This is a genomic window from Vibrio sp. 1402, from assembly GCF_033340275.1.
In genome coordinates this window covers 252,017-271,880 of sequence record NZ_JAWOWE010000004.1, presented here as the reverse complement: position 1 = coordinate 271,880, position 19,864 = coordinate 252,017, and the positions used below count along the sequence as shown (strand labels likewise).

Below are 19,864 nucleotides of genomic sequence, written 5' to 3'. Positions count from 1 at the left end.
TTGTCGCGTCTTTTCGACAAAATAAGAAGAGCTAAAATTATTATAGCAATAAATGTTTGTGGTCTAACTATTGTAGTAGTGATTTGTTCTATCAAAGGCCGTAACCACACAGTGAAAAGTAAGTTATTGGATTTTTTAATAGCAAAAAGATAGACAAAAACGTGTCAAATGATAGGATCTTGCGCCTTCACGGAATGCAAAACGTATCGTGTTCGAAAGATTTTTTTGTTTGGTACGTAAAAACACTACAAAAATAGAGAGGAACGATGACAAAGGGTATAGATAAGTACAGTATCGATAGTACCGACTATACGGTAGGTCAGGACAACGTTCAAAAATGGGGTTTTGATGTTCATAACCCAGTTTTTGGTATTAGTGCAGGTTTAATTGCGCTGTTTCTTGTCGCTGCATTAGTTCTAGATGCACATACCGCAAAGACGGCACTTGATGGGCTGAAGTGGAAAATTATTGGTTCATTCGATTGGTTGTTCATTATTGCAGGTAACATTTTCGTTATTTTCTGTTTGGCACTTATCGTCTCACCAATGGGTAAGATTCGACTAGGTGGTAAAGACGCTGTTGCCGATTACTCGTTTATGTCATGGCTTGCAATGCTATTTGCAGCTGGTATGGGTATCGGTTTAATGTTCTGGAGTGTTGCAGAACCTGTCGCTTACTTCACCGGTTGGTATGAAACGCCACTTGGTGTTGAGGCAAATACACCAGAAGCCGCGAGATTGGCACTGGGTGCAACGATGTTCCACTGGGGCCTTCACCCATGGGCAATTTACGGTGTTGTAGCACTTTCTTTAGCATTCTTTGCCTACAACAAAGGTTTACCGCTATCTATGCGTTCGATCTTCTACCCACTTCTGGGTGATCGTGCATGGGGTTGGGCTGGCCACATTGTGGACATTCTGGCTGTGCTTGCGACTTTATTTGGTCTTGCTACATCCCTAGGTCTAGGTGCGCAGCAAGCAGCAAGTGGTATTCATCACGTATTTGGTGTTGAGCCAGGCCTAGGTCTGCAAATCGTCGTTATTACCGTGGTGACTTTACTTGCTGTTGTTTCAGTCGTACGCGGCATCGATGGTGGTGTTAAAGTCATTAGTAACATCAACATGGTTGTGGCGTTCTTGCTACTTCTCCTTGTTGGTCTTATCGGTTGGGCGGCGAGCCTCGGTTCGATTCCAACCACACTTATGGCATATGTAGAGAATATCATCCCACTAAGTAACCCGTTTGGTCGTACGGACGAAGCTTGGTTCCAAGGCTGGACAGTGTTCTACTGGGCTTGGTGGATTTCATGGTCGCCATTCGTAGGCATGTTCATCGCGCGTGTTTCTCGTGGCCGTACCGTTCGCGAGTTCATCACAGCAGTTCTGTTGGTTCCAACTGCGGTTACCGTTGTTTGGATGTCTGTATTTGGTGGCCTGGCGATCGAGCAAGTTGTTGATAAAGTAGGTGAGCTGGGCACAAATGGCTTGACTGACGTATCACTTGCTATGTTCCAAATGTTTGATGTTCTTCCATTTGGTAGCATGCTTTCTATCATCGCTGTTGTGCTGGTACTTGTGTTCTTTATCACGTCTTCTGACTCTGGTTCACTTGTTATCGACAGCATCACAGCGGGCGGTAAAGTCGACGCTCCTGTACTTCAACGTGTTTTCTGGGCATTCATGGAAGGTGCAATTGCGGTCGCTCTGCTATGGATTGGTGGCTCCGAGGCGGTTCAAGCTCTTCAGGCCGGTGCCATTTCTACAGCACTGCCATTTACCTTCATTCTGCTTGCAATGTGTGTGAGCTTATTGATGGGTATGAGAACAGAGCGTCAGTAATTCGGCATTTTATAAAACCGTCTGACTAACAATTAATCAAAAGGCCAGCAATTTGCTGGCTTTTTTTGCGCGGTTTTTATGACGCTCGAGACAAAAAAATGACACATGAAAGTTCATATTTTACAAAGAGTTAATGTGCTATTTTGTTTTTTAAAAATTAGTGAATAGTCGTAAAAAAGTGTGTAATATTCATGCACCTTAACTGTTCTCCCAACTCAAAAAACTATAAATATGAAATTATCATTAAAACAAAAGCTTATAGGCGCAAGCCTTTCTGCTGTTGTTGTGATGGCAACAGCACTTACTTGGTTGTCGGCTGGTCAATTATTTGATCAGACTCGTTCAGGTGTCTATTCACGTGCGCAAAGTCTTAGTACTACTGCGTCAGAGGGAATTTCTGATTGGGTCAATATCCGTAAAGATATTGCCACTGCGTTCAACGACTACTCGACCGAGCAAGACGTTGTTCCTTTCCTACAACAAGCTCGCAAGGCTGGTGGCTTCGATGACATCTTCCTTGGTACACCAAACGGTGATATGTACCGCTCTCATCCGGAGCGTAACCGTGCTGATTATGACCCTCGCACACGTCCTTGGTACAAGGATGCTGATGCAGCGGGTAAGCAAATCATCACAGCCGCATATCAAGACGCAATCACGAATGCACTACTTGTGACCATTGCTGAGCCAGTAATGAAAAATGGTCAGTTTGTTGGTGTTGTTGGTGCGGACGTACTGATCGATCAGCTTATCAGCGATGTGATTAACTTAGATGCAGGTGAAAACGCGCATGCGATGCTAATCGACATGAATGAAGGCACCTTCTTAGCGCATCCAGATAAAAGCTTGACGCTTAAGCCTATCACCAGTGTTCTAAAAGATTTTTCAGAAGAGGCAATTGAGCGCGCCGCCGATGAAGGTCGTATCGAAGATACGGTAATCAAAGGAAAAGAGAAGCTTTACTACTTCAATAAAGTTCCTGGTACGCATTGGATGTTTGCGATTGAAATGGATCGCGCAACAGAAGAAGCAGGTCATGCGGTATTGCTACGAGATCTATTGTTCACTGCTGTGGCGATCACGATTGTGGTTATTCTTGCAGTTTCTTGGCTAGTTGGTTTCTTGTTCCGTGACTTGAACCGCGTATCAAATGCACTGGAAGAAATTGCATCTGGCGAAGGTGATTTAACGCAACGCCTAGAACCACGCAGTGATGATGAAGTAGGTAAACTGGCGGAAAACTTCAACCGTTTTGTTGGCAACATGCACACAATGGTTACTAAGCTTAGCCATGTATCTTCTGCGCTTTCAGAGCAAGCACGCACGACAGCACAGCAAGCTGAGGAGCGTAGTCAGCGTATCTCTTACCAGCAAGATGAAATCAACATGGTGGCGACGGCTGTGAATGAAATGGCAGCAGCGACACAAGAAATTGCAGGTAATGCTGATAGCACGGCAAGTAACTCAGAAGAAGCGGTTCAAGCTTGTTCACATGGTTCTAGCCAAGTAACTCAAACGCAAGGCTCTATTCAGAACTTAGCGCAAGAAGTTCAAGTTGCTACTGATGTGATTCAAGAGCTAGAAGCACACGGAAATAGCATCAATACGATTCTATCAACGATTCAAGGCATTGCAGAGCAAACGAACTTACTTGCACTGAACGCGGCGATCGAAGCGGCACGTGCAGGTGAGCAAGGCCGTGGTTTTGCTGTGGTTGCAGATGAAGTCCGCGTATTGAGCCAGCGTACTCATGCTTCAACGCAAGAGATTCAAGAAACTATCGAGATGCTACAAGGCACAACGGCCAAAGCGGTCGGTATTATGGGTGACAGTCGTCGTCTAGCTGATACCAGTGTTGATGATGCCAATGCGGCTGCAGCGAGCTTGACGCAAATCCACACTGCTGTTGAGCGTATCAGTGATATGGCAACGCAGATTGCTTCAGCAGCAGAAGAGCAAGCATCGGTAACCACTGAGATCACTCGTAACACTGAAGGTATTCGTGACGTGTCTAACGAGTTGTCAGTCGAAGCTCATCAAGCAGCAGAACAAGCTGCTCACCTGTCTGAGCTATCACACGAACTTGAACAAGAGATTCAACGCTTTAAGCTGTAATCTTGTCTCAACCTAAGTAAAAAAGGAGCCATCTGGCTCCTTTTTTGATCGCTATTAAGCGTGAAGTATATTACAGCCAGAACTCACTGATGGGTTGCTCTTCACTGTAATGATGGGCGATTTGCGCTTGCAGTAGCTCTGCGGTAGCAATTGCATCGGTTAATGCATGGTGAGGCGTATAGTCTGGCAGCCCATAACGGCGTCGAGATTGCGCTAGCCGAACCGATTCTGGTTTTTTCCCTTTTAAACGCTTCCAGAGAGAGCCTGAACGTTTCTGTTGAATCGTTTCTTCAAGGTGCAGCGTATCTAAAACAGGAAACTCAATACCTTCCCCTAAACGGCTTTTGAGCGCTTTATCCAGAAACTCTCTCTCGATACGACGGTAATGAACAACAATGATTTTCCCGCTTAAGCATGGTAGCAGCTCGCTTAAGATATCGCCTAAGTCAGGCGCATCGATCAATTCGCTGTGAGTAATACCGTGTATAATGACTGAGTCTTCATCGAGTGCACGCTGTGGACGTACCTTCCAATGACGCGAGTTACGTAGGAAAATTCGCTTCAGGTTAAACGGCACTAAACCAATAGTAATGATGTCATGTTTTTCAGGATTCAAACCCGTCGTTTCGAAATCTAACGCCACGAACTCCACCTCAGATAACGGTGTTTCTGGAGCAGGCGGCTTGTTGCTATAAAACGCAATTAAATTCTCATCCTTCGCCATCTCCAGCTTTTGTTCAAACTTCGTTGGCCACTGAATGGTTGGCTTCTGAAAGAGCTTTTTAATCATGCTAAACCTCACTTAAAGCTCTTGTTCGCTTGGTAGCGGAACTTAAGGAAATTTTGACCATTGCTTAGGATCTGGAATGCATCCTTTAGGTTGCGACGTTCAAACTCAGAGAGGTTTTCCGGTTCGATATTGTTATCAGGATCAATGCCTAGTTCCACGTCCGTCGCTTGGTGACGAATACGCACCATGGAAATAAACTCTAACGCGTCTTTTAAGTCTTGTGCTCGACCTTTTGGCAAAATGCCAGCGTCAATGATGTCGTCGAGACGCTCAAACGAGTTCTGTGCACGTGAGCCAACTGCCAGAGAGTGAACACGAATTAAGTCGACCAGAGGAGCAGTACCGCGACGTTTGAGGTTGATGGAGTTGTTGTGTCTGCCATCTTTTTCCATCACGAAGTCTTTAAAGAAGCCCAGAGGTGGTGTTCTGTTTAGTGCGTTACGAGCCAAACACGCTAAGAAGCGGTTGTTCTTTCGAGCGCGACGAACAATAAAGCTGGTTAACTGTTCTGCCCATTTTAAGCGGCCATAGACGCCATCCAAATCGAAAAAGATGGAGGCGTTGAGTAGTGCTTTCGGGTTCGGGTTATCAATCCAGTCAGCAAAACACTCTTCCCACTCTGAACGAGTCATGCGCCATAGTGGGTTGGTTGCCATAATATCGCCTGTGCAATATTTGTAGCCACAGGCATCTAACCCATCGCTGACGTATTTTGCTAGGGCTTCGAAGTATTTACCATGTTTCTCCTCTTGATAAGTCTCATCTAGAATGATGGCGTTATCTTGGTCAGTCACCAACAGTTGCTCATCTCGCCCCATTGAGCCAAGTGCAAGGAAACAATAAGGAATTGGCGGTGGGCCAAGCTCTTCTTCTGCCATTTCTAGCAGACGCTGTTTGAAGCTTCGGCCAATGACCGACATCGCGCTACCCACCATGTGAGAGTTGGCATCTTCATTGACAAGACGCACGAAGCTGCTTTTCACTTCTTCGGCAACAACTGCTAAATCTTCGATAGTCTGTTGTTGGAAAATACTACTCACCAACAACAACGAATTCTGAGATTCATAACGAACAATGTCGGTTGTTTCGATAATACCGATTGGTAATTGGTTTTTTACCACTGGTAGGTGGTGTACGTTGTAACGCAGCATCGTTAACATTGCTTCATAGATGTAAGCGTTGTGGTCAAGAGACATGACTTCAGTGGTCATCACACTGGACACATCGTCCTGTGGGGACAAACCTTCAGCTAACACACGGGTACACAAGTCACGGTCAGTAATGATACCAAGTACTGGGGACTGTGGATCGTCTTCATCACGAACGAAATCTGGGTCGACGATAAGTAAAGCCGATACGTTGTCATTCGCCATTTGCTGCGCGGCTTGTTGGATTGTCTGACCACGATCAATCGTATGAGCCTCGCCAGTCAGCAAGGTTTTCACTTTCGATGTCGTCAGGTCATTGGCGTCTTTGTTTTCTGAAATGGCTTGGCGTAAACGAGCGCTATTTTCAACTTCAACAAAATCCGCAAAGGAATCAAAGTTATCGTAAATTTCTTGGAAAATGTCACCAGGAATACAGTAGAGCAGGGTATCCTCAATGGCTTTTACCGGAAAGCGGACTTTGTTATTGGTGAGCATGCCCATCTGGCCAAATAGGTCACCTTCGTCAAGGCGATTATACAGCTCACCTTTGCGTCGATAAACTTCAACAACACCGCTTCGCACCACGTATAAATCTTGGATATAGTCTCCAAAATGGATGATGGGGGTATCTTCTCGGTAGTACGAGATTTCGACACTCTCTGTCACCTTGTTTAGTGTTTCTTCAGGGAGTTCATTGAACGGGGGATACTTGGCGAGAAAGTTGTAAATCTCGAGAAGTTCTGCATCCATCGAAGGCGCCTTTTAGTTCGCAAATAATAAAGTAATCTTAACTTAGTTTTAAAACAGAGTCTTATCTGAACCGCGATTTTCGTGCTCAGTCATAAGATTCTGACATATCGCACGATAAGGGAGCTTCATTTTTACTACTATATGGTCACCTCAATTGAAAAAGACGTCGCCGATATGTTTTCTTCGTGATGACTGATTAGATCTTTGGCTGTTTCAGATCGTTATCACGTCTTTAGATTAAGCTATTCTTCTTGAGCCAAGTAGCTCAGGCGATGGAATACAGTGTTTAGATAATTCTCATGAAAGGAAGTCGAATGGTGAGAAATTTATTGCTTGTTTCTTTAGCTGCTTTGCCGGCGATATCAAGCGCAGTGGTCATGGACCAAGCAGAAAAATTTGGGTACGAACACATTCATTTGGATGTTGGTGCCGGAACGACAAACGAAGAATGGTTAGATAACTCTAATACGACCACAGTGGGACTCGGTGGTAACTATTTGTTTACTGAGAATTGGTTGTTTAATGTTGATTACTCAGCGCAGTTTTTCCATCCGGATGATTTTACTCTTCGCATTGACCGCCTTTTGTTTGGTGGTGGTTACCGTTATGGAGTTACAGAGCAATTCGATATCTACGGGATATATGGAATAGGCGCAATCAAAGCGAAAGCGACGGACGACAAAACGGATAATACGTTGTCTTCCGATAGCGAATTGATTCAAGCTGTAACTGTTGGGGTGAATTACTTGCTCAGTGAAAAGCTTATTGCGACAGCTGAAGTGGAGTTGAACCGTAGTGATATCGTTGATGAGAACAATTTTAAGATCGGTCTTAACTACCAATGGCATAAAGTCATCGGCACTGGTCTTTTTTATCAGTTTAGAGATACTGATTACAGCGGTGAAAGCTCAGATTACGTCAATGAAGTTGGGCTGAGTTTGAAGTTTGTCTACTAGATCGGACGGGTTCGTTTTTGGCGTTAAGTTAAAACAAAAAAGGTCAGCTTATGCTGACCTTTCCTTTTAACAAAGTATGCGACAGTCGATTATAAAACCGCTGCAATGCCTTTACACAGAGGGCCCATATTTGACTTCGTCATACCAGCAACACTGATTCGGCCAGAACCGACAATGTAAATACCGAACTCTTCTTTAAGGCGGTTAACTTGCTCTTTAGAAAGACCAGAGAAAGAGAACATACCATTTTGACGTTCGATGAAACTAAAGTCTGCGTCCACACCTTCTGCTTTTAGTGTCGCTACAAATAGTTCACGCATTTCTTGAATACGGTCACGCATTTCTGCTACTTCAGCTTCCCATTCCGCACGCATTTCGGCGTTGCCAAGAATGTGAGTCACGACAGCACTGCCGTGTGCAGGTGGGTTAGAGTAGATAGAGCGAATAATGGCTTTAACTTGAGAAAATGCGGTTGTTGCGACTTCTTCTGACTCAGCTACTAACGTGAAGGCACCTACGCGTTCATTGTATAGGCCAAAGTTTTTCGAGAAAGAGCTCGCGACTAGGATTTCTTTGTTGTACTTAGCAAAAGTACGAAGACCTGCAGCATCTTCTTCCACACCTTTAGCAAAGCCTTGGTAGGCGAAGTCGAACAGAGGAAGCAATTTCTTCTCTGCGACAAGTTTCGCCAATGTTTCCCATTCTTCAGCCGTAGGATCGATCCCTGTAGGGTTGTGACAGCAGCCGTGTAGAAGCACGATGTCGCCTTCAGATGCAGATTGCAGATCATTTAGCATCGCATCGAAGTCTTTGTCTTTTGTTTCAGCATTGTAGTAGCTGTATTGTGCCGTTTCGATACCAGCAGCAGTAAATACGCCGTTGTGGTTCGCCCATGTTGGGTTGCTGATCCAGATCTTTACATCGCCTAGTTGACGTTTAATGAACTCGCCGGCAACACGTAGTGCACCAGTACCACCCGGAGCTTGAGCTGTTTTAGCGCGTTTTTCGTTTACAATTTCTGCATCAGAGCCGAAAAGCAGTTTTTGCACTGCAATACCGTACTCTGCTGTGCCTTCGATGGTTAGGTAAGATTTGGTTTTTTCAGTTTCAACAAGTGCTGCTTCAGCTTTCTTTACTGTCGCAAGAACGGGAGTTTCGCCTTGCTCGTTTTTGTAAATACCTACGCCAAGGTTAATTTTTTCTGCGCGAGCATCTTTTTTAAACTCTTCAGTAAGGCCAAGAATAGGGTCAGCCGGAGCGGCAACTACTTTTTCAAACATAATCTTCATCCATGTTAATCGAAGGGGTGTGCTAACATTTATACCTTTCAGCAATATTGGTTACAACCGTTACTGAAAAGAAAACCTAAAAAAGTTGCGATTTGAAACAGAATTCTAACATAACTAAAGTTTTTGCCATGAAAACGTTTGGTAGGCACAGAGTTTGAAGGGCATTTATGCCATGGTTGGAGAAGTTTTGCACACATCCCAATCGTTTCAATTCAGTGCTTTGCGTTAACGCGTTTATAGTTGTCTAGTGAGGATTTGTTGAGACAAAAACGCCCCACCAAAGGTGGAGCGTTTACTGTTAGAAGTATGGATATCGGTTGGGGTTACTTCTTCAGATTGATTTCCGACTCAACCGCATTGGTTTCGATGTCAGGGTTAGAAGAAAGTTTTTCAGTCGCCCAGTCGTTCATATGCTTTAAGATCGCTTTTAATGCGTGTTTTTCGGTTGGTACTTCTGTCTTTTCAACTTCAAGTTTTTGCTTCGGATGCGTACCCGTCGCATCTTCTGCAACGTGTAACCAATCTGGATGCCAGTAATAAGGTTGGCCGGAAGGAGAGCTCCAAGAATGTACGCCGTTGGATTCACCTTTGTATTTAATATCTTCTTCGTTGTATTTCGCCATTATTGTTTTCTCTCATAATCCATGAGTTGAGGTGTGCATCACCATTACTATTTAAATGTAACAGATGTAATGAAAATTAATGTGATAACAATCGACTTATTTTGCCCTTTGAACGCGATAGAAGATGCGTACTTCTCATTCAGAAGAATTTACTATTTGGCAGGTTTTAGCTTTATTTGTGTTTAAAGCATACGACGATGGATTCGCCTACCTAATGCTATTCTTGAACGGTGATAGAGCCTAAACTACTCGTCATTCAAGTGTTTGAGAATCGCCGCTTTTACATGCTCTTCTGTAGCTGTTTCTCCATCAGGGACTTCAAGGTCAGCCTTTTTGTGTTCACCCAAAGCATCTTCAGCGATATGCAGCCAATCAGGATGCCAATAATAAGGGGTGGTACTGCCAGGATGGTCCCAACTATGTACACCTTTATGTTTTCCGCGATACGAGAGATCGTCCATTGTAAAAACTTTCATCGCTTCCTCCTGATTTAAAGACCGTAGCTCGAAGTGAGTTTAACGCACTCAGTCCAACGTAAAACGTTGGCTTTTAGGTATTGCAAAGATGTGAGGCAATATGTGTGTAACAGTCAAAGTATGGGATATAAACGCTCACTTCGTGGCTGAAATATCTATTGATAAGCTTGATAAATTACGTTGCTAAATTGAATACTCCCATATCAGAATGCTGGCGCGAAGTATGCTATGGTGCGGCTGTAAGTGAAATGAGGGAAACATGAACCGATACCGTCAACTGGCTGAGCTGTTCAAAACGCAGATTCAGCAAAATACATGGAGAGCAGGGGAAAAGCTGCCATCAGTGCGTGTAACAAGCCGAAACCATTCTGTCAGCGCAGGTACGGTATTACAAGCTTATCAGCTGCTCGAAGCACAAGGTTGGGTCGCAGCGAAACCTCAGTCTGGATACTTTGTTACTGCGGAGTTGGACCGCTTCGAACCGAGTTCTCCAGCTACTTCCGTTTATCGCTCTAGCATCAACGATGAACTTTACGACTACCTCAAAAATCAGGCCTCACCGAATGCGGTGAAGTTTGGCTCCGCGTTTCCAGACCCTGCATTGTTCCCATTAGAAGCGCTAAACCGCAATCTAGCCAGCTCAGGTAGGAAGATGGGGGCAGAGACGTTATTGGATAACTTGCCGCCGGGTTGTGAGTCTCTACGCCGTTTGATTGCTCAACGGTACATCCAACAAGGTATGGTGTTTACCCATGATGATGTTGTCGTTACTTCTGGCGCATTAGAAGCGTTGAATTTGAGCCTTCAGGCCGTGACCCAGCCTGGAGATACTGTTGTAGTTGAATCACCGACGTTTTATGGCGCACTTCAAGCGATTGAACGTTTAGGTCTAAAGGCGATAGAAATAACGGTGGATCCGTTAACTGGACATTCAGTGGATCAAATTGAAGCGACTTTTGCCGACAATGATGTTCGCGCATGTTGGTTAATGACTAACTTTCACAATCCAACAGGAACCTTATTAAGTGACGGGCAGAAGCAACGTATCGTCGAACTGGCTGATAAATACGATGTGTACTTGATCGAAGATGATGTGTATTCAGAGCTTTATTTTTCTGAAAAAAAGCCAAGCTCACTTAAAGCTTTTGATACACAAGAACGCGTGTTGCATTGTGGATCATTTTCAAAAAGCCTTTGCCCTGGCTATAGGCTGGGCTGGGTGGTAAACAAACGCTTCAATGAGCAACTTCAAAAGCTGCAACTTATCTCGACGTTGTCAGGCAGTGCACCAATCCAGCAGGGTATCGCGCATTACTTACAAAACGATAGTTATGATAGCCATCTTAGAAAACTGCGAAAGAATCTTGAGCAGCGGCAATTGGCGTTTATTGAACTGGTTGATAAGTACTTTCCCCAATCAATTCGTTACACGCAACCGGAAGGCGGCTATTTTCTTTGGATAGAACTGCCGAAAACAAAGTGCGGAAAAGCGATTTATCAAAAGTTATTGGAAGCGAACATCACTGTAGCATTTGGTCAGTTGTTTTCTGTCGCTCCAAATTATGAGAACTACCTGAGGCTTAATACATCGTTACCTGTAAATGATGAATTAGAACAAGCCGTGAAGACGGTCGGAGAATTACTTCATTAGCCAACTGTTTACCTGTTTTTTGCTCAAACTGTATCAGTGGACGATACCGAAGCTGTGTTTCAATCATGGGCAGACAACCATTTAGGTTAGGAGCCGTAATGAAAAAGCAGTTGGTAAAGCATGAACTTAGGTTGATGGGTGTTGCTATTTTTAGCGCATTTTTGTTGGTGTTTGCACACTTGATATTGGCGAAATCTTTCTCTCATATGGTTTGGACGGAATACACTGCTGCCGTTATCCCATTTGTGATGTTTGGCTTGTGTGTGGTTGGAGTAAAATACGCAGCGCGAGCAGATGAGGATGACGACGAAGATAACAACTAGAGTGCATACACCGGTTGCTAGAAAATCATTCGTACAAAATAAAAGACCTCCACATGGGAGGTCTTTTTAATTCAATATCACTAAAAAGTGATTAGAAGTTCGCAGAGCGAGGAGTACGTGGGAATGGGATCACGTCACGAACGTTGCCCATACCAGTTACGTAAGATACTAGGCGCTCGAAGCCTAGACCGAAGCCTGCGTGTGGCACTGTACCGTATTTACGTAGGTCGCGGTACCAGCTCATATGTTCAGGATCGATACCCACTTCACGCATACGTGCATCTAGAATGTCTAGGCGCTCTTCACGCTGAGAACCACCGATGATTTCGCCGATGCCCGGTGCTAGAACGTCCATCGCTGCAACTGTTTTACCGTCATCGTTAGCACGCATGTAGAATGCTTTGATGTCTTTCGGGTAGTTCTTAACGATTACAGGTGCTTTGAAGTGTTCTTCAGCAAGGAAACGCTCGTGCTCAGAAGACATATCGATACCCCATTCAACTGGGAATTCGAACTCACGACCTGAATCAAGAAGGATCTGGATTGCGTCAGTGTAGTCAACCTGCGCGAAGTCAGAAGAAACGAACTGCTCTAGACGAGTGATTGCTTCTCTGTCGATGCGTTGAGCGAAGAACTCAAGGTCATCGCGACACTCTGCAAGCACTGCTTTAAACACGTACTTGAGCATGTCTTCAGCCAGTTTCGCTACATCATCCAGTTCTGCGAACGCAACTTCAGGCTCAACCATCCAGAACTCTGCTAGGTGGCGGCTTGTATTTGAGTTTTCAGCACGGAAAGTAGGGCCGAAAGTGTAAACTTTGCTTAGCGCACAAGCGTAAGCTTCTGCGTTTAGCTGACCAGATACGGTTAGGAACGTCTCTTTACCGAAGAAGTCTTCGTTGTAGTCCACTTTACCAGCGTCAGTGCGAGGAAGGTTTTCCATGTCTAGCGTAGATACACGGAACATTTCACCAGCGCCTTCAGCATCTGAAGCCGTGATCAACGGCGCAGATACCCAGAAGTAACCTTGCTCGTGGTAGAAGCGGTGGATTGCTTGAGATAGGCAGTTACGTACACGTGCTACTGCACCGATTACGTTTGTGCGCGGACGTAGGTGCGCAACTTCACGTAGGTACTCGATTGAGTGACGAGTTTTTGCCATTGGGTAAGTTTCAGCATCTTCAACCCAACCAACCACTTTAACGTCAGTGGCAGCAAGTTCGAAGTCTTGACCCTTTGCAGGAGATTCAACAATCTTACCAGTTACTTCAACAGAGCAGCCAGTCGTTAGCTTTAATACTTCGTCTTCGTAATTATTAAGATTATTTGGGACCACGGCCTGAATCGGGTCGAAACAAGAGCCGTCATATATGGCAAGGAAAGAGATTCCAGCTTTGGAATCACGACGTGAACGGATCCAGCCACGAACAGTCACTTCGCTGTCTACTGCTAGCTGACCTTTCAATACGTCTGATACAGGCGCGTAAGTCATGTTTTCAATATTCTCCATTGAGGTAAAAATTCAACTCAACGCTTACTTAAACTACTTGTCTGATAACATTTTTGTTCAAAAAACAAGCTAAGCGCTGAGTTGGGTAGCATTTTACAGATTCAACGAGACATATTACCTGTCAATTCGCTCGCATCAACCTTTATATTCGTTTTGATGGGGAGAATCTCTCTATTTATTCATTCTTTTGTGCTATGAAAGTGTGAATTGGTTTAGTAATTGCTCTAAACGTTCGGATAGATGCTCTAAATCAACACTAATATCACGCGTGTGCGATGCCGATTGCGATGTGTCGTTAGCATGCAGTGTGATCACATCTATTTTAGATTGAATATGCTGACTTACATCAGATGTGGTTTGCGTCTGGTTTTGGATATCTTCTGCATGTCTGAGCACTTGGCGCATTTCGTCAACAACGTTATGCATTGTGGCTGATAGTGCCTCGACATCGACAGAGCGTTGATGAGCAAACTGGCAGACGGTATCAACAGAAGTTAATGACTCTTCACTTCCTTGCTGGAATTGAGAAATGATATGTTCAATATTACCAGTGGCTTCAGCCGTCCTAGAAGCCAGGTTACGCACTTCTTCCGCGACGACCGCAAAACCGCGTCCTTGCTCTCCGGCACGGGCGGCTTCGATAGCAGCATTCAACGCGAGCAGATTGGTTTGTTCTGCAATACCCTTAATAACCACAAGAATGGACGACACTTCTTCGGTTCTTTGATTTAGAGAGCTGATTTTTTCCCGTACGGTATCAATGTTACTTACTAGTTGTTTGATGTCTTCACTGACGTTGTGTGCTTGGCTTGCACTATGAGTGGCGACATCAACGGTGTGATTGACCAAAACAGTAGCGTTGTTAGTCGAGTCCTCAACCGCAGTTTGTTGCTGCAACATATCGGTGATATTACTTTGTACTTCGTTGGTCTCTAGCTGTTGGTTATTGGCCGCTTTATCTGTGGACTGCGCGACAGCAGTTAGTTTACTCGCGGAGTCGGCAAGTGAGTGAGAGGTGTCTTGCACACGTTCTAAGCTTTCGGAGACCGTATCCATGAATGAATTGATTGCTGTAGAAAGTTGGCCCACTTCATCCTGTTGGTGATGCATAAGTCGTTGAGATAGATCTTTGCTATGGCTCACATTCGACATGAATTTCGACGTTCTTTGAATTGGTCGTACAATGATTTTTTGAATCAAACTCATCGTTATGATGAAGCCCACAAATGCGATTACGGCCATTATTCCCATCGCAAACATTGCCTGTTTACTGATCATTGAATTGACATGATTCATGTTGTATTCCAAGCGAATCGCGCCCAACACTTCTCCTGCTGGTGCAACGTGGCAAGAAACGCAGTTGGTGCCACGGTAATTTTCGCTCGATTTCATTGGTAGCGCGACTACTAACCCTTTGCCCCAATCGGCTGAGATTGGTTCAATCACCAGTTCACCATTCAACGCTCGTTGATCAATATCATCGACAGGCTGCTGGTTTTGTTGCCCAGGTCCGTAAAGTTTGGTCACAGCGTCAGCTCGCAACACGCGAACTGCTTCAATGCCTTCTTGGGCCAGGGCCTTTTGACGTAAGGTTTCTTTTTGCGACATGGTGCCCGTAAGCATCATCATATTTAGGCTGTCGAAATAATTACTAGCCTTATCATGGAGTTGTTCACTAAGAACATCATTGATTAAGGTTTTTTGTTGATGGTATTGGTAAGCCGTAGAGGCAGCTAGAACGCAGCTGAAGACAGCAATTAACGCCAGTAAGAGCTTAAAAGTGATAGTTGAGCGCATAAATTTATAAGTGTAATTGGAACGAACTGCACAATATTAATGTGCACAAATGCGCACTGCGAACAACGAAATGAATGATTGTGACCCCACACATGTTGGGGATATGTAATTGTGATGTGAGTGCTGTGTAATCAAATGTTTGGCGCGTGACAGAAATACGGCGCTCTGGTGTGAGTGATAGCAAAGAGGCCAGGAACCAGCGGAAGTTTTTGCTACGCTTGTATGGGGTAACGCTTGTCTCTTGGCAGCGAATTCCTTAGTATTGCCTGTCTTTTTAAAGCCTGAGAATCAAGATGAAAACAGAATTATACAAAGAGTTTATGTTCGAAGCAGCACACCATTTGCCACACGTACCAGAAGGTCACAAGTGTGGTCGTTTGCACGGACACTCTTTCCTTGTTCGTCTTTATGTAGAAGGTGAAGTTGATCCACATACAGGTTGGGTAGTGGATTTTGCAGAGATCAAAGCTGCATTTAAACCAATTTACAATCGCTTAGACCATTACTACCTAAACGACATTGAAGGGTTAGAGAACCCGACTAGCGAAGTATTAGCAAAATGGATTTGGCAGCAGCTTAAGCCAAGCTTACCACTGCTAAGTAAAGTAGAAATCAAAGAAACGTGCACAGCGGGTTGTATTTACAAAGGTGAATAAGTCACTTTCCATTGAGCATTAAACAAAGGCAAGCGAGAAGCTTGCCTTTGTTGTATCTGAATGCCCCAATTTTGATTATGCTTCGCCTGCTAGCTTAATGGGTGTCGTAGAATCCATTCTTTTTCATTATCACCCAATGTTGTTTCCACTGTATTAATGAATCCGCACGCATCAAGAAAACTCATAGCGTATTGCTGACTTTGTGGAACAGTGGAGCAAAGAGAGGTGCTTTTAGGGTTAATGGTATACGCATAAAGGAACAGTTTACGCAATGCCTCACTCCCAACCCCTTGACGTTGGAAACGTTGATCAATCATCAAGTATTTAAGCTCCAGTTCGTATCGTTTAGCAAACGGCGCATGTTGGGAGAAACCTTTATCGATAACAAGATAGCCTACTAATAGGTCATCAGAATAAATCGTAAAGAACGCCTCTGACTTACTACGTTTTTGATAAGCCATTTCAAACGGTGTAAAAAATCCTTTTTGCTCTTCTTGCACATCCAATTGCATCAAACTTGAAAAATCTTTCAGTTTGGTGGGTTTAATCGCAATCATCGCTCAATCACAAATTGGCGGCATACCGTTATGCCACCACGAGTTTTTATAGAGTATTAAATCTATTTTAAGTAACTAACCGAGTGAAGAAAAGCTAGCAATGAAGAGGGTAATAATAACCTTGGTGAATGTATGCGCCCAATGTTGTGAGTAAGTGAGCACTGTCTGCCGTTTCTACGCCTTCAACAATGACCGTGCAGCGATACGTATTGCCCATAGCAATTAACTGACGCAAGGTTTCTATCTTTTTATCATCAGTTTTTAGGCCAATAACAAATTCTCGGTCGATTTTGAGATAGTCCGGATTCAGCTTGCTGATAAGCGCCACATTATTATTACCGGTGCCAAAGTCATCAATACTGATTTTACAATCCAGAGCTTTTAGTTTCGCGACATTGCCATAAATCTCAGAGGTATAGTACATCGATGCATTTTCTGTGATTTCGATTGTCAGCAAACGGCAATCCCGATTAGATAGCTCTCTATATAGGATTGAAAAGTTACGCCCTCGCAGCAAAGAAGGACAAACGTTAATGCTGATAGGGATGGGCAACGCTTTTTGTTTGGTGTAGATGGAATCAATCACCAGTAAGGTATGAGTTAGCAGCAATCCATTGCGGATCAGTGTTTCAATAAACCGTTGCGTATTTTTTACCTTAAACCGGGAGAGGGCTTCGTAGTGCACAATCTTTTGTGCCGAAGTGTTATAAATCGGTTCCAGTTTTATTTTGAATTGTCGAATTGCGCACAAGTAAGCCATAAAGGCTTGTAGGGAGCGGTGACGCAGTATAATGAGAAAAAGTAAGCTCAGTAGAATGATACTTTGAAACGGTCCAGAGATGTAATACACCTCTTTATAGCCACTATTCTTTACGTGATAATTGAAAAAGCGTTCATTGGTGTTACCAATCTCTAACGACGTTCCGGTATTCGTTGATAGCTTCATACCAGAAAGAAAAAAACGTGAAATATGATTTTCAACATTGTCGGATAAGTTAATGTTTTTAACACGAACCAAAACGGTTGCGTTATTTAAGTCAAATGATTGGGTGGTGTAATTGTTATTGTTACTCCACTCTTCAAAGGCTTTTTTGCTGACAGGGACAACGGTTTCTGGAGTGACTAAGCATCGAATATTGAAACGATCTAGCATCATGCTCGATTCCACCAACTTCACATTATCAAATAGTGACTTCAGTTCGCTTTCATTAGCAAAGCAACTCCTGCGGGAAAGGCTCTCTGCAATTTCGAAGGCGTTATCCAGATAATTATGTTTAACGATGCTGTTTATCGCGTAGTAACAGATAGCAAAGAAAATGATCGCAGTGATCAACACAACCCACATCGCTTCTGAATAGATCTTTTTATTACGCAGGCAAATACGAAGTGCTTTTCGAAGACTATTGGTTGTGTATTGATTGATCTTCTGTTGATGTTCGATGCCATTCTGGTGGTTGTTTTGCATAGTAAAAGGGATGAAGTATCCGGTCCGGTGAATGTTTTCGATAATGTTTTTGTTAGTGGTTAAGTGTTCTTCCGTGAGCTTGCGAAATTTCTTTCTTAGAGCGGCCACCGCGTTTTTAAAGCCATTTTCAGGCAGTGTCATTTTGTATTGTTGAGTGATTTTGCTTTCTATTAACCGCTGACTAATCGGCGTATTTAAACTGCCGTATGTGGCGATAGTTGACAGAATGGCGTACTCATTTGGGTTGACAGGAATGGAGTGGTGGAGTGACTGATTGAGCTCTAGAGATATTTCGTTTTCGGACAAGCAAACGCAGATTTGGTTTCCAATTTCAAACCTAATCATGTGTTGATGTGCTCCAAGTTTAATTTTTGGCTACGTTATCAATAAAGCTAGGGAAGAGATGTGATTTTTTACTGAGATATCCATAATATTTGGATATATTCAACGTTTTAGGTTTTTTTTACTTGTCCTGATAACGCATTTTCCTGGATTTTTTAGGTATAAAAAAACCCGAGCATAAACTCGGGTTTTGATTGGTATTCAGAAAGGCGTGTTAGCAAATCACTTTGATTGCTAGACCACCTTGAGATGTTTCGCGGTATTTCGCGTTCATGTCTTTACCTGTTTCTAGCATGGTTTCGATAACCTTATCTAGAGAAACAGTTGGAGCTGAAGAGCGACGTAGTGCCATGCGAGTAGAGTTGATTGCTTTTACTGCCGCAATACCGTTACGCTCAATACATGGAACCTGAACCTGACCTGCAACTGGGTCACACGTTAGACCTAAGTTGTGCTCCATCGCGATTTCTGCTGCCATACACACTTGCTCTGGGCTACCACCCATAAGCTCAGCAAGGCCTGCTGCTGCCATAGAACATGCCACGCCAACTTCACCCTGACAGCCAACCTCAGCACCAGAGATAGACGCGTTGCGCTTGTAAAGACCACCGATTGCGCCAGAAGCCGCAAAGTAACGGATGTAATCTTTTTCAGTCACAGTTTGGATGAACTTATCGTAGTAAGCCAGTACCGCAGGGATGATGCCACACGCACCGTTAGTTGGTGCTGTAACAACGCGGCCACCTGCTGCGTTCTCTTCGTTTACTGCGAAAGCAAACATGTTTACCCAATCAACAACAGACATTGGGTCGTTTGTCGTCTTTTCTGAAGTAAGTAGCTGCTGGCGAAGTGCTGCTGCACGACGAGGCACGCGTAGTGGACCAGGCAAAATACCTTCTTCATTCATACCGCGATCCATACACTCGCGCATTGTGCGCCAGATGTTCGCGAAATAAGTACGAGTTTCTTCATCTGAATGAAGCGCATGCTCATTCTTCATGGTTAGTGCGCTGATGGACAATCCACTTTCGTGGCATTGGTTAACCAGTTCCTCTGCCGTTGTAAACGGGTAAGGTACTTTTACTGGGTTCTCAGCTTCTTTACCGAAATTTTCTTCATCAACGATGAAACCACCGCCGATAGAGTAGTAAGTTTTTGAGTACGCTTTTTCGTCATCAATCCAAGCGTGGATCTGCATGCCGTTTTCGTGTAGCTCTAGGTTTGTTTTGTGGAAGTTCATTCCACCTTCACGTGGGAACGATACTGTGTGACAGTGCATGCCAACAGGAAGGCGTTCAGTTTCTTCTACACGAGCGATAAAGCCCGGGATAGAATCGATATCAACTTTCTCAGGAGTGTTGCCTGCAAGACCCATGATGATAGCAATATCTGTGTGGTGACCTTTCCCTGTCAGTGATAGTGATCCATAAACGTCAACGGTGATTTTAGTGATGTCGCGCAGTTTTCCCATTGCACGAAGATCATCAATAAACTCTTTACCCGCTTTCATTGGGCCTACAGTGTGTGAGCTTGAAGGTCCAACACCGATTTTATAGATATCAAAAACACTAATCATAT

Annotated in this window: 16 protein-coding genes; 6 read left to right on the top strand and 10 right to left on the bottom strand. The window is 44.0% G+C overall.

Features of this window, described 5'->3' with window-relative positions; all coding sequences use genetic code 11:
* Positions 1–266 precede the first annotated feature (266 nt).
* Together R7044_RS10280 and R7044_RS10275 are read left to right on the top strand one after the other, a co-directional pair.
* Entirely contained in the window at positions 267–1,838 is a 1,572-nt protein-coding gene (locus R7044_RS10280) for a BCCT family transporter (protein ID WP_005376879.1), read from the top strand.
* A gap of 231 nt (positions 1,839–2,069) precedes the next feature.
* Complete coding sequence (locus R7044_RS10275; RefSeq protein WP_005376880.1) at positions 2,070–3,953, top strand: methyl-accepting chemotaxis protein; 1,884 nt, start codon at positions 2,070–2,072, stop codon at positions 3,951–3,953.
* Positions 3,954–4,023: 70 nt separating this feature from the next.
* Here R7044_RS10275 and R7044_RS10270 read toward each other — a convergent pair whose 3' ends face one another.
* Together R7044_RS10270 and R7044_RS10265 are read right to left on the bottom strand one after the other, a co-directional pair.
* The gene (locus tag R7044_RS10270; protein ID WP_017820458.1) at positions 4,024–4,743 is read right to left on the bottom strand and encodes a 3'-5' exonuclease; all 720 of its coding nucleotides are present in this window, start codon (positions 4,741–4,743) and stop codon (positions 4,024–4,026) included.
* An 8-nt stretch (positions 4,744–4,751) separates the two neighbouring features.
* Complete coding sequence (locus R7044_RS10265; RefSeq protein WP_047103226.1) at positions 4,752–6,641, bottom strand: DUF294 nucleotidyltransferase-like domain-containing protein; 1,890 nt, start codon at positions 6,639–6,641, stop codon at positions 4,752–4,754.
* Positions 6,642–6,955: 314 nt separating this feature from the next.
* Between R7044_RS10265 and R7044_RS10260 the strand changes: the two genes are divergently transcribed.
* Entirely contained in the window at positions 6,956–7,597 is a 642-nt protein-coding gene (locus tag R7044_RS10260; RefSeq protein WP_005376883.1) for an outer membrane beta-barrel protein, read from the top strand.
* A gap of 89 nt (positions 7,598–7,686) precedes the next feature.
* Here the strand turns inward: R7044_RS10260 and R7044_RS10255 are convergent, their stop codons facing one another.
* The 3 genes from R7044_RS10255 to R7044_RS10245 form a co-directional block, all read right to left on the bottom strand.
* The gene (locus R7044_RS10255) at positions 7,687–8,877 is read right to left on the bottom strand and encodes an amino acid aminotransferase (protein WP_005376884.1); all 1,191 of its coding nucleotides are present in this window, start codon (positions 8,875–8,877) and stop codon (positions 7,687–7,689) included.
* 332 nt (positions 8,878–9,209) lie between these two features.
* Complete coding sequence (locus tag R7044_RS10250; protein ID WP_005376885.1) at positions 9,210–9,509, bottom strand: hypothetical protein; 300 nt, start codon at positions 9,507–9,509, stop codon at positions 9,210–9,212.
* 245 nt (positions 9,510–9,754) lie between these two features.
* Positions 9,755–9,985 (bottom strand): hypothetical protein, encoded by a 231-nt coding sequence (locus tag R7044_RS10245; protein ID WP_005376886.1) that lies wholly within the window; start codon positions 9,983–9,985, stop codon positions 9,755–9,757.
* A gap of 259 nt (positions 9,986–10,244) precedes the next feature.
* Here R7044_RS10245 and R7044_RS10240 point away from each other — a divergent pair, with 259 nt between their 5' ends.
* Both R7044_RS10240 and R7044_RS10235 read left to right on the top strand, forming a co-directional pair.
* Positions 10,245–11,636: a PLP-dependent aminotransferase family protein gene (locus tag R7044_RS10240; RefSeq protein ID WP_005376887.1), complete on the top strand. Its 1,392-nt coding sequence runs from the start codon at positions 10,245–10,247 to the stop codon at positions 11,634–11,636.
* A gap of 98 nt (positions 11,637–11,734) precedes the next feature.
* On the top strand, positions 11,735–11,959 hold the full coding sequence (locus R7044_RS10235) for a hypothetical protein (protein WP_033905633.1): 225 nt from the start codon (positions 11,735–11,737) through the stop codon (positions 11,957–11,959).
* A gap of 91 nt (positions 11,960–12,050) precedes the next feature.
* Here the strand turns inward: R7044_RS10235 and asnS are convergent, their stop codons facing one another.
* Both asnS and R7044_RS10225 read right to left on the bottom strand, forming a co-directional pair.
* Positions 12,051–13,451, bottom strand: a complete 1,401-nt coding sequence (gene asnS / locus R7044_RS10230; protein ID WP_054577700.1) for an asparagine--tRNA ligase — start codon at positions 13,449–13,451, stop codon at positions 12,051–12,053.
* A gap of 210 nt (positions 13,452–13,661) precedes the next feature.
* Complete coding sequence (locus tag R7044_RS10225) at positions 13,662–15,266, bottom strand: methyl-accepting chemotaxis protein (protein WP_193838081.1); 1,605 nt, start codon at positions 15,264–15,266, stop codon at positions 13,662–13,664.
* A 293-nt stretch (positions 15,267–15,559) separates the two neighbouring features.
* Between R7044_RS10225 and queD the strand changes: the two genes are divergently transcribed.
* Complete coding sequence (gene queD / locus R7044_RS10220; protein ID WP_005376896.1) at positions 15,560–15,922, top strand: 6-carboxytetrahydropterin synthase QueD; 363 nt, start codon at positions 15,560–15,562, stop codon at positions 15,920–15,922.
* 89 nt (positions 15,923–16,011) lie between these two features.
* Here the strand turns inward: queD and R7044_RS10215 are convergent, their stop codons facing one another.
* The 3 genes from R7044_RS10215 to R7044_RS10205 all read right to left on the bottom strand — a co-directional run bounded on the left by R7044_RS10215 (position 16,012) and on the right by R7044_RS10205 (position 19,862).
* A complete protein-coding gene (locus R7044_RS10215) occupies positions 16,012–16,479 on the bottom strand; it encodes a GNAT family N-acetyltransferase (protein ID WP_172563569.1) in 468 nt (155 codons plus the stop codon).
* A 94-nt stretch (positions 16,480–16,573) separates the two neighbouring features.
* Positions 16,574–18,289 (bottom strand): EAL domain-containing protein, encoded by a 1,716-nt coding sequence (locus R7044_RS10210; protein ID WP_086046898.1) that lies wholly within the window; start codon positions 18,287–18,289, stop codon positions 16,574–16,576.
* 211 nt (positions 18,290–18,500) lie between these two features.
* Positions 18,501–19,862, bottom strand: coding sequence for an L-serine ammonia-lyase (locus tag R7044_RS10205; protein WP_005376899.1), 1,362 nt, complete (start codon positions 19,860–19,862; stop codon positions 18,501–18,503).
* Positions 19,863–19,864 lie beyond the last annotated feature (2 nt).

Coding starts and splice junctions, on each gene's coding strand:
- R7044_RS10225 (WP_193838081.1), bottom strand. CDS start 15,266: ATGCGCTCAACTATCACTTTTAAGCTCTTACTGGCGTTAATTGCTGTC.
- R7044_RS10260 (WP_005376883.1), top strand. CDS start 6,956: ATGGTGAGAAATTTATTGCTTGTTTCTTTAGCTGCTTTGCCGGCGATA.
- R7044_RS10270 (WP_017820458.1), bottom strand. CDS start 4,743: ATGATTAAAAAGCTCTTTCAGAAGCCAACCATTCAGTGGCCAACGAAG.
- R7044_RS10275 (WP_005376880.1), top strand. CDS start 2,070: ATGAAATTATCATTAAAACAAAAGCTTATAGGCGCAAGCCTTTCTGCT.
- R7044_RS10205 (WP_005376899.1), bottom strand. CDS start 19,862: ATGATTAGTGTTTTTGATATCTATAAAATCGGTGTTGGACCTTCAAGC.
- R7044_RS10280 (WP_005376879.1), top strand. CDS start 267: ATGACAAAGGGTATAGATAAGTACAGTATCGATAGTACCGACTATACG.
- R7044_RS10210 (WP_086046898.1), bottom strand. CDS start 18,289: ATGATTAGGTTTGAAATTGGAAACCAAATCTGCGTTTGCTTGTCCGAA.
- queD (WP_005376896.1), top strand. CDS start 15,560: ATGAAAACAGAATTATACAAAGAGTTTATGTTCGAAGCAGCACACCAT.
- R7044_RS10245 (WP_005376886.1), bottom strand. CDS start 9,985: ATGAAAGTTTTTACAATGGACGATCTCTCGTATCGCGGAAAACATAAA.
- R7044_RS10250 (WP_005376885.1), bottom strand. CDS start 9,509: ATGGCGAAATACAACGAAGAAGATATTAAATACAAAGGTGAATCCAAC.
- R7044_RS10265 (WP_047103226.1), bottom strand. CDS start 6,641: ATGGATGCAGAACTTCTCGAGATTTACAACTTTCTCGCCAAGTATCCC.
- R7044_RS10240 (WP_005376887.1), top strand. CDS start 10,245: ATGAACCGATACCGTCAACTGGCTGAGCTGTTCAAAACGCAGATTCAG.
- asnS (WP_054577700.1), bottom strand. CDS start 13,451: ATGACTTACGCGCCTGTATCAGACGTATTGAAAGGTCAGCTAGCAGTA.
- R7044_RS10215 (WP_172563569.1), bottom strand. CDS start 16,479: ATGATTGCGATTAAACCCACCAAACTGAAAGATTTTTCAAGTTTGATG.
- R7044_RS10255 (WP_005376884.1), bottom strand. CDS start 8,877: ATGTTTGAAAAAGTAGTTGCCGCTCCGGCTGACCCTATTCTTGGCCTT.
- R7044_RS10235 (WP_033905633.1), top strand. CDS start 11,735: ATGAAAAAGCAGTTGGTAAAGCATGAACTTAGGTTGATGGGTGTTGCT.